Annotated in this window: 9 protein-coding genes; all 9 read right to left on the bottom strand. The window is 64.7% G+C overall.

The annotated features are described in order from the left end of the window. Window positions 1-3: 3 nt before the first annotated feature. A complete protein-coding gene (locus KGZ40_09400; GenBank protein ID MBS3957722.1) occupies window positions 4-1,347 on the bottom strand; it encodes a hypothetical protein in 1,344 nt (447 codons plus the stop codon). After that, window positions 1,344-2,141, bottom strand: coding sequence for a metallophosphoesterase (locus tag KGZ40_09405; GenBank protein MBS3957723.1), 798 nt, complete (start codon window positions 2,139-2,141; stop codon window positions 1,344-1,346). The genes KGZ40_09400 and KGZ40_09405 overlap by 4 nt, the downstream gene beginning before the upstream one ends. 14 nt (window positions 2,142-2,155) lie before the next feature. Further along, window positions 2,156-3,151 carry a signal peptide peptidase SppA gene (gene sppA, locus KGZ40_09410; protein ID MBS3957724.1) on the bottom strand — a complete coding sequence of 332 codons (996 nt, stop codon included), beginning with the start codon at window positions 3,149-3,151 and terminating at the stop codon, window positions 2,156-2,158. 121 nt (window positions 3,152-3,272) lie between these two features. Beyond that, the gene (thrB, locus tag KGZ40_09415; protein MBS3957725.1) at window positions 3,273-4,199 is read right to left on the bottom strand and encodes a homoserine kinase; all 927 of its coding nucleotides are present in this window, start codon (window positions 4,197-4,199) and stop codon (window positions 3,273-3,275) included. Window positions 4,200-4,204: 5 nt separating this feature from the next. Next, entirely contained in the window at window positions 4,205-5,491 is a 1,287-nt protein-coding gene (locus KGZ40_09420; protein MBS3957726.1) for a homoserine dehydrogenase, read from the bottom strand. A gap of 92 nt (window positions 5,492-5,583) precedes the next feature. Beyond that, a complete protein-coding gene (locus KGZ40_09425; GenBank protein ID MBS3957727.1) occupies window positions 5,584-6,078 on the bottom strand; it encodes a hypothetical protein in 495 nt (164 codons plus the stop codon). Continuing rightward, on the bottom strand, window positions 6,072-7,574 hold the full coding sequence (locus KGZ40_09430) for a GGDEF domain-containing protein (GenBank protein MBS3957728.1): 1,503 nt from the start codon (window positions 7,572-7,574) through the stop codon (window positions 6,072-6,074). Before KGZ40_09430 ends, KGZ40_09425 begins: the two co-directional genes overlap by 7 nt. Window positions 7,575-7,667: 93 nt before the next feature. Further along, entirely contained in the window at window positions 7,668-8,951 is a 1,284-nt protein-coding gene (lysA, locus tag KGZ40_09435; GenBank protein MBS3957729.1) for a diaminopimelate decarboxylase, read from the bottom strand. A gap of 88 nt (window positions 8,952-9,039) precedes the next feature. Next, the coding region (locus KGZ40_09440) for an arginine--tRNA ligase (protein MBS3957730.1) at window positions 9,040-10,343 on the bottom strand (1,304 nt) is incomplete at its 5' end.

The raw sequence follows: 10,343 nt of genomic DNA on the forward strand, positions 1-10,343 counted from the left end.
GCGTCACGCCCCCCTTTCCGCGCGACGGCTAAATGCCACGTCAGCCACACGGTCGATCGCCGCGTCGAGGTCGCTTCCGTCCACTGAAATGGGAACGTTGTCGCAGAGCACGGTCGGCACGCCAACCTCCTCGCCAACAGCGGCAACGACATCGATCGCGGCCGCCTTGAGCTCGGTGAGCAACACGTCGTACCGTCCCGCGCACGCTGCCATCTCACGTCGTAGCAGCGAGCGGTTCGAAAGACTCGCACTCGCGCCCACGACCGTGCACCCGTACTCCGCCTCAAGGTGAGCGGTCATCAGGCCGAGCGCTTCGGCGGGGGCCGTCGTCGCAAAGAACACGCGCGCGCCGTCAACCGGCTCGATTGGAGAGGGCCTGAACGTCGTAGCGAGCACCGGGACGCCTGGCCGGATCTCTCGCACCGCTTCGATGAGCCCGGTCACCTCGGCGGCGGTGGCGGTAGGCTCCTCGGCGGCCGCGATTACAACTAAGTCGGCCCGCGCGAGCCGGAATGGGCCAAAGTAGTCACGCACGTACCTCATCCCGCGACCCGCGCCTACAACGAGGATGTTGGCGTCCGCGTGAACCGGGGGTATCGCCGCGCCAGACCCTTCAAGCACGATCAGCTCTTTGCCGAGTGAATCGGCGAGCCGGGCACCCTCAGGGACGTTGGAGAAAAACGTCTCGCCCGCCATGCCGCCTCCACACCGGCGGCAACCCACAGTGGCGACCCGGCTCATCACGGCGTCCTCGTAGTTGTCCGATGACGCATGTTTGCCCTGCCGCGCGAGTTCGAGCAGGTCGGGGGTGGTGAGCGCCACCTCGTCCCCGCGGATCAGCTCAGGCTTTCCGGGGCCGCCGCGTCCCATCGCAAGCACCACGATATCGTGCCCGCGAGCGGTCAGACGGCGAGCGACGTACGCCGAGATCGCGGTCTTGCCCACGCGCTTGCCAGTGCCGATCACCCCGAGGGTGGGCGTATGAGTGCTCAAGCGCGCAGCAGGTGGTGTGAAGCGGAAGTCAGCTCCCCGGTACTCGACCCCGCGCGCGAGCGCGATTCCAGCAAGACGGAAGCGGTCCGCCGAGTTGACAACAGGCTCGTCGGACAGGTCGATGAGAGCGCACGGCTCGTATCGCGTGATAGCGGCCTCGACCGCTTCCGATGAGGTTTCCGCCACCACGAGCGGCACACCATAGACGTCGATTCCCGCGTCGAGATCGACCTTCTCCGTCCCGCCGAGAAACACAGCAGCCACCACATCGTGCTCCGCCGAGAGGGCCGCGAGCGCGAACCGGACGACCGGCGGGTAGTGTTCCCCGTCGATGAGCGCGACGACCCTCGTCACGACGTCACCACACCCTCCGGCTCGGGACGCCACCGGCAGTACTGGCGGCTCACGTCGCGGAAGTCGGCGACGCACTCAGGTTCGTTGAATGGCTCCTTGAGGAGCACGCGCACGCGTTGCATCTCATGGATCTCGATGATGTTGTAGCACGGCCTCACACGACCCCGCAGCCGGTGCGTGCACGCGGTCCCCGCGTTCACGATCAACGTCTCTTCGAGGCGCCACACATTGGGAACGTGCTTGTGCCCGCAGAGCACGAGGTCCGTACCGCTGCTCGACAACACCCGCAACATGTCTCCTGCGTCGTAGACGATGTTTCGCTCGCGGCCGGTTCCAGGGACGGGCACCAGATGGTGGTGCATGCACACGACCTTGAACTCCGTGGGATCGCTGAATCGCTCCTCGATCCACCGATAGCGCTCACGGCCGACACGCCCGGAGTCCAAGTCCGGTTCGCTCGAATCTATGGCAAGCAGCCGGATCCGTCCCACAAGAAGCTCGCGGCTTCTGGCTCCGAAAAGCTCGCTGAAGTGTTCGTCTCCCACATTGCGCGAGTCGTGGTTGCCCATCACCACGAGCCGCGTCTGACACTGGATCGCGTCGAGCAGGCGCTTCGCCTGTCTGAACTCCTGACGGAACCCCATGTCCGTCAGGTCGCCGGTGACCACGACCACGTCCGGCTCGAGCACATTGAGCTCGTCGACCACCCGAGTCGCGAGGGACGGGATGTGGTAGCGCGACCCGCAGTGCAAGTCCGAGATGTGTGCGATCACGAACGGCGAGCGTTCGCTCACGGTCCCTCCTTCCCTCAGCGCGGCAACACGTCGCGAACCGCATCAGCGTCAGGGGCATATCCAAAGAGGCTCTCGAGGCGAGCGCCGAATCCGATCAAGCTTCTGAGCATCTGCGTGTAGTCAGGCTCCCTGTACGTCACGACGACCGGTTCACCTTCTATGCCGCCAAGCTCAGCGGCGCGAGCCAGTGCGTCATTGAATGTGCCGAGGGAGTCGATAAGCCCCATCTCCTCGGCCACCATGCCAGGCCACAGCCATCCGTCAGCCATCTTTTTCACCTCGGCCTCAGGCAATCCGCGTCCCTCGGCCACGATGCGAATGAACTCTTGGTACGAGCCGTCGATCCACTCCTGGAAAAGCGCGGTCTCAGTGGCTGTCAAGCTCCGGTAAGGACTGCCCGCGTCCTTGTGCTCGCCAGCTGTCAAGACCGTGAACTCGACGCCGAGCGTGTCGAGCAACCCCGCGAAGTTGGGAATCTGAGCGATTACGCCAATACTTCCGATCGACGAGGTGGGTGTAGCTACGATCTCGTCGGCCTGTGCCGCCACCATGTACGCGCCAGACGCGCACACGTCACCCACGCTGACCACAACGGGCTTCGTCGCGCGCGCTACTTCCATCGCTATCTCCTGTGACGCCGCCACAGTTCCACCGGGCGAATCGATCCTAATGAGGACAGCCTTGACCGCGGGGTCGTCCATCGCCCTGTCGAGCTGGTCGACAAAGTACTCGGGAGTAATGTAGCCGCTGTAGACACTGCCTGTGCCAGCTATGACGCCGTCGATATGCAGGAGGGCGACCGCGTCACCCGTAGGCATCGGCATCCCGGCGCCAAACGAGCCCACGAACGCGAGCGCGGAACACCCGCACAATCCGAGCACGAGTACGAGGATGAGCGCGACCGCGACCTTCCACCCGGCACCCGAACGCCGCGGCTCGGAAGGCGGCGCCGGCGCGGGTGCGTGATATACGGGAGCCTGTGCGATAGGACTCGTTCCCTCTTCACTCATCGGATCCTCCAGGGGAGATGGCGTCGTGTGACGCGAGAGACGCAAGCAGGGCAAACGGCGCAAGCGGTACATGTATATTCCCCGACCAGGTGGCACCAGGTCAACCACGCGCTACGGCGGCCTACCCTTCGAGCACGGCCGTGCCGCTCCGATCGACCGGCAACGCCATGGGTGCGATGTACCCTCCTATCGCGATCACCCTCTTGCTCGCTCGGCGAGCAACGTCTTTGGCCCGGGCGAACGCCGATGCGTCATCGTCGGCCGTCACGATCCCTATGACGGTAGGGCCAGCTCCCGAGAGCACCGCGCCTAGCGCACCCGCATGCTTGAGCACCTGGGCGACGTCGGCGAGTCCCGGTACCGCGGCGGCACGGTATGGTTCATGGAGACGGTCGGCAAGGCCCGCGGCGATGAGCTCGTCCCGCCCGAGCACGAGACCGGCCGCAAGCAACGCCGCCCGGCCCGCGTTGAACGCCGCGTCCTCGTGAGGGACCACTTCAGGAAGCAGTCCCCGGGACGCACTCGTCAGCAGGGGCGCCGCCGCTACCGCGACCACCGCGGCGAGTCCGCAACCGATCGGCAGAGCGCGCGCGGCAGGGCCGTCTGGCCCACGCCACCCGATGGTGAACCCTCCCAGAAGCGCCGCCGCCACATTATCGGGATGCCCCTCCATGTCGACCGCGAGCTCTAACAACCGCTCCCTGCCGAGAAGACCGCCGCACATCGTGTCGCCCAGCAAGAGGCCGCCGACGATCGCGGCTGCCGAGGAGCCCAAGCCCCTGCCTGCCGGGATTCCGTTCTCGCACTCGATTCGTGCGGCTATCGGTGCCCCGCTGACCTCGGCGAAGACTCGCGCCATCGCCAGCGCGACCTGATTTGCCGCTCCTTGGTCGAGAGTGCCCCTCCCCTCGCCCTCAACAGAGACGCTCCACTGCGCCGACGGTGTCGCCCTGAAGGTGTTGTACAGCCCCAGCGCCAGCCCGAACGAGTCGTAGCCCGGGCCAAGATTGGCCGCGCTCGCCGGGACGCGCACGGATGCCGGTCGCATGTGAGCTATATCTCTTCCACCCGGATGACCGAGCCGATCGATTCGAGCACGTCGAGTTTCTCGATTTCGGCGAGCGACGCGCGCACGTCACGCTCGCGCGCCTGGTGCGTCACGTACACGATCTCGGCTATGGGACCCTCGTTGGTCTTTTGGATAACGCTCGCAAGCGAGACCCCGTGTTCGCCAAAGACGCGCGCGACAGCGGCGAGCACACCGGGCGCGTCCGAGACAAGGACGCGCACGTAGTACGCGGTCTCGAGGTCGGCCAGATCACGGATGGCGAGTTCCTCGTTGCACGTGCACCCAACTAAGCCGAGGCACCCGCGCGCGATGTGGCGAGCGACCTCTATCACGTCGCCTACGACCGCGCTCGCGGCCGGCAGCGAACCCGCACCCTCACCAAAAAACATCGTCTCGCCCACCGAGTCGCCCACGACGTAAATCGCGTTGTAGACGCCGCTCACGCTAGCGAGCGGGTGGCTGACCGGGATCATCGTGGGGTGGACACGGATATCAATGCCCCCAGCCGTGCGACGCGCGATCGCAAGCAGCTTGATCGCGTACCCCATCTCGGTGGCGTAGGCGACGTCAGCGTCTGTGATCGAGCGGATCCCCTCGGCTGGGACCTCATCGATGACGACCCGGCTGTTAAACGCAATCGACGCGAGGATCGCGATCTTGGCGGCCGCGTCCAGGCCATCGACGTCTGCGGTGGGGTCTGCCTCGGCGAAGCCTTTGGCCTGCGCCTCGGCAAGCGCGGTCGCGTAATCGAGCCCGTCATCGGCCATGCGAGTCAGCATGTAGTTGGTGGTGCCGTTTACGATACCCACGACACTCGTGAGCTCATTTGAGACGAGGCAGTGCTTGAGCGGGCCGATGATCGGGATGCCTCCGCCTACACTGGCCTCAAACGCCACGTCAACGCCAGCGGCGGCCGCCGCGTCCATGACCTCTTGGCCGTGAGTCGCCATGAGCGCCTTGTTAGCCGTGACAACCGACTTGCCCGTGCGCAACGCGTCGAGAACTAGCGTGCGAGCGACACCCGTCCCGCCAACGAGCTCGATGACGATATCGACGGCAGGATCGTCAATGACTTCAGCCGCATTCGTGGTAAATGAGCCGTTCGGCAGGCCGAGAGCGGCTGCGCGCTCCTCGTCGCGGTCGGCGAACCGGATGAGCGCGATATCCACACCGGCTCGGCGGCGAAAATCCTCGCGGTGGCGGCGGATGATCTCGACTACCCCGGAGCCGACCGTCCCGAGTCCGATCAGGCCGACGTTAATAGTGCGCATGGGTCTCCTTAGCGTGGGACAGCGACACGACTTGGCGACCCTTGGCCGCTCGCGGCCATTGTACCCGACGCGCGACTCGGTGCGCCGAGACCTCAATACGTCTCAGTGATGCCTGCCCCGAGAGCCACCGTCGCCAAAATGTACGCCGCCTTCGAACCGTCATCAGCCAGCTCAACGACCGACTCCGCACCGGCGCCCTTCGAGAAGTAGAGGACCCGGCCGGACCCCCCTGGGCCTGGCTCGTCGGAATCGAGCACCCAGTTGGCGTTGGCATACGACCGCCGGTACCACTCGGCGATGACCTCGACCGGCTCGGTGATGCGGATCTCATACGCCCACACGCTATCTGGCGATACCACCTCGGAGGACACGACTTCACCGCCCACAACCGGGACCTGGAAGGGGAACCCCTGGGCAAGCTCGGATGACTTACGGGCATTGTCCATCGCGAGGGCGACCGTGTCGAAGGCGACAGGAGCCTCCGGCGCGATACCGTCCGACGAAACACGAGGTCCGGCGGCGCAGCCGATGCCGCTAGCAAGAACTACGACAAGCGCGATAACACTGAAGATGCGAGAAATCACCATAACGACAGTGTAGCGCGGAGCTCAGGGCTGGGCACGACGCGATTTTTCCCCGACGACTTGGCCTTGTAGAGCGCGAGATCGGCGCAACGGATAATGCCATCTGGCTCCTCTGCATCATCTGGATACGTTGCGACACCTATAGATGCGGTGAGCGGCTGAAAGCCGCCTTGGGTGCTAGTCGCTAGCTCCACACGCTCGATGGCGCTGCGTACCCTGCTCGCCACTTCGTGCGCCGCTGCCGGGTCGGCGCCCGGGAGCACGATCGAGAACTCCTCGCCTCCATACCGGTACACGATGTCGGTCTCGCGAACGGCATCAGTGATGGCCTTGGCCATGACTTGAAGCGCCGCGTCTCCCGCCTGATGTCCGAAGCGATCGTTGTAGACCTTGAAGTCATCGAGGTCGACCATCGCAAACGACAACGGCAAGCCGGTGCGCTTCGCGCGCGCCATCTCCAGTCGCAAATCGTCTTCGAGCTTGCGAACGTTCCAGACACTCGTCAGCGGATCTGTGAGTGAAAGCCACTCTGTCTGCTTGTGGACGCGATCAAGGTCGCGACCGATCCACAACCAGCCGCCAAGGGCGACCGCGAGCAGCGGCACGAATACACCGAAGTGAGTCGCGAGATCCTTGCTTACCTCGCCTGCGATGTGTCCGCGGTCGACCCCCACCCTTACGAACCACGGCACGCTTTGCACCGGCGTGAACCCGCACACCATCTTGGTTCCGTCAGGCAGCGTGAGACGGTCAATCCCCTCCCTGCGCTCACGCATGTCGGCGACGCGCATGCTCTCACTCACATCGGTCCCAACCCACAACTCGGGATCCCGGTTGCGTGCGATCATCGTGCCATCCGCTGCGATGACCGAGATCGTGGTGTGATCCGGCACGGCTTCTTTCATGACCCGGTCCTGAACGCGTGTCAGGTGCATGGCGGCGGCCACAAAGCCAAGACGCTCGCCATTCATTCCGTACACCGGATAACAGATGTGCACGACGGGCGCACCGGTGATCCGCCCGTACATGAAGTCACCGACCGCGACGTCATCACTGGCCATCGCGCGTTTGAAGTAGACAGTATCAGCGACGTTGAGCACACCCGTAGAGTCCGCCGAGTGCTTGCCCGCAGCCCTGATATCACCGTTGATGTCAACAAAAATGATGTTCGCGTGGTGCGGATAGTGGACGAGCATCTCGCGCAACCACACGTCGACGGCCGCGTAATCGGCCGTCCTGACATCGCGATTTGCGGCGATCGCCCTGAGCAGTTCGCTCGTGGAGACGAGATAGTCATCGAGCGTCGCCGAGACACTCTGCGCTCTCAGGAGCCCTTCCCGGTACGCCTCCTGTTCGAGCTTCGCGTTGATGTCCCACGCCTTGTACCCCGAGAACAGCACGAATGGCAGTACCATGATCCCGAGCAGCACGATAAGGCGCCCGCGCAGCGAGAACCTGCGCTCACGCGTGTTTAGACCCATGGAATCACGAGGCGGCATCAGGGCTCCGTCGGGACCGGCATACTACCAGATGTATCGGCCGTCAACGAGCGCGCTTGAGCGTTGTTTCACTAATGAGCGGTCAGCCGCGCCTTACCCCTCATCGCAGCGCAGCAGGTCGTCGTAGGTCTCGCGCCTCACAGACCATCGCCACTCACCGTCGCGCACGAAGACAACGCCCGGGCGGACCTGCTTGTTGTAGTTGCTCGCCATCGACTGGCAGTACGCGCCCGTTGCGCAAACGCAGAGAACGTCGCCGGGCTCGGGGTGCTGCAGGGGCGCGTCGTTGACGACGATGTCGCCACTTTCGCAGTGCTTCCCCGCAACCGTGGCGACCATCTCGCGAGGCTGGTCGGCCTTGTTGGCGATGAGCGCCTCGTAGTGCGCGTCATAAAGCGACGTGCGGATGTTGTCGCTCATTCCCCCGTCGACCGCCACGTACGTGCGAATGCCGGGAATCTCCTTGACCGAGCCAACCGTGTAAAGCGTCACGCCCGCGTTGGCGACGATCGAGCGGCCGGGTTCGACCGCCATCCTCGGCACGGCGAGTCCGTGCTTCTCGCACTCCTCCTTGATGCCGTCGACGACAATCTTGCCAAAATCCTTCACCGTCGAGGGCTCATCGGGAACGCCGTATGCCACGCCGAGACCGCCACCGACGTCGAGCATGCGAACCGGAACGCCTGTTTCGGCCTGAATCTCGCGCATGAACGTGACCATCACCTCAATGGCCATCGCGAAGCTATGGAGCGCGTATATCTGCGAGCCAATGTGCATGTGCAACCCGTCAAAATCGATCCCGGGAAGCTCTATCGCGCGCTTGACCGCCTGCATCGCAAGCCCCTGGTTGAGGCCGAAGCCAAACTTGGAGTCCTCGGCGCCGGTCATGATGAAATCGTGCGTGTCGGCCTCGACGCCGGGCGTCACGCGAATGAGCACCTTTTGCGTGACGCCGCGCTCCGCGGCGAGCGCCGAGAGGCGCTCCATCTCCTCGAAGTTGTCGACCACCACGCGCCCGATACCCGCGTCGAGGCACTCGGCAAGCTCGGCTGGCGTCTTGTTGTTGCCATGCATCTGCACGCGGTCCATCGGGAACCCGGCGCGCACGGCGTAGGCGAGTTCGCCCCCCGAGGCGCAAAGCAGGCAGCAGTCTTCCTCGGCCACGATCTTGACCATCGCAAGCGAGATGAACGCCTTGCCGGCGTAGACAACGTCGACATCGGGCCAGTGGTAGCGCGTCCACTTCACGTATTCGGAAAGCTGGTGACGGATGGTCACCTCGTCCATGACGTAGAGCGCGGTACCCGCCTCGCGAGCAAGGTCTGCCACGTCGACGCCACCGATGCAGAGGCGCCCGTCGCAGACCTCGGCGGTCATCGGCAGCACGCTCATGAGGTCGTGCGCGGTCTTGGCGTCAGGCACTGCGGGCGGTCGGCTTTTGGAAGGCTTGCCCATGGTGGTCTCCCTACATCCTCTCGGGTGCGCTCACGCCGATGAGCGAGAGCACGGTGGCGAGCGCGACGCGCGTGGCGTCGACGGCATACAGTCGCGCGGCGGTGAGCTCCGGCTCTTGGGGGTCGACAACCCGGCACCGCGTATAGAACTGGTGGAACGTCTGCGCGAGTTCCTCGGCGTAACGCGTGAGTTTGTGCGGCGCGAGTTGGCGCGCGGCGACCTCGACCACCTCGGTGAACTCGGCGAGTTTGCGCATGAGCGTGAGTTCGGGATCAGAATCGAGCAAGCCGAGGGGCGCGTCGGAGCGAACAAGCGCGGCGGCGGTCGCGGCGATGTCGACGCTCGTGTCGGTCGTGTCGGCGCCAGCGGCCTTGCGCAAGATCGCGCAGATGCGCGCGTGCGCGTACTGGACGTAGTAGACGGGGTTCTCGGCGGACTGCTCTTTTGCGAGCGCGATGTCGAAGTCGAGCGGCTGGTCGGTAGAGCGGCGCAAGAAGAAGTAGCGCGCCGCATCGGGTCCGACCTCGTCGAGCAGGTCTTCGAAGGTAACCATCTCGCCGGTGCGCTTGCTCATCCGGACGACCTCGCCGGCGCGAAACAGGTTCACGAGCTGGCCGATGACCACATCGAGTTTCCCCTCGTGGCCAAGCGCGGCGACCGCGGCCTCCATTCGCTTGACGTAGCCGTGGTGGTCCGCGCCCCAGATGTCGATGACGCGATCGAATCCGCGGTCGTACTTGTGGGCGTGATACGCGATGTCAGCCGCGAAGTACGTGTAGGCGCCGTCGGCTTTTTTGAGCACTCGGTCCTTGTCGTCTGAAAACGCCGTGGAGCGGAACCACGTCGCGCCCTCGTGCTCATAGATGTGTCCCGCTGTGCGAAGCCGGTCGATAGCACGCTCGATGGCCGAGGAGGAACCGTCAGCGGCGACCGGTGCGTGGAGGGTGCGCTCCGCGAACCACACATCAAACTTGACACCCATCCCCAATAGCACCTGTTTGAGGTGCTCGAGCACCTGCGCGTACGCCTTCTCCTTGAAGTGCGCCTCCCGTGCCGCGGAATCAGCGTCTGCCCACTCCTCGCCCTCCTCGGCGTAGATCTCACGAGCGATCTCGACGATATAGGCGCCGCGGTAACCCTCCTCCGGGAAGGCCGCGTCACGTCCGCACAGCTCGAGATAGCGTGCCGTCACCGAGGCGGCGAAAACATCCATCTGCACGCCTTGGTCGTTGATGTAGAACTCGCGCTCGACCTGCCATCCAGCGTGGGCGAGCACACGAGCCATGCTGTCGCCGAGCGCCGCCCACCGGCCGT

Source organism: Clostridiales bacterium (assembly GCA_018333995.1).
Lineage (GTDB): Bacteria > Actinomycetota > Coriobacteriia > Anaerosomatales > SLCP01 > JAGXSG01.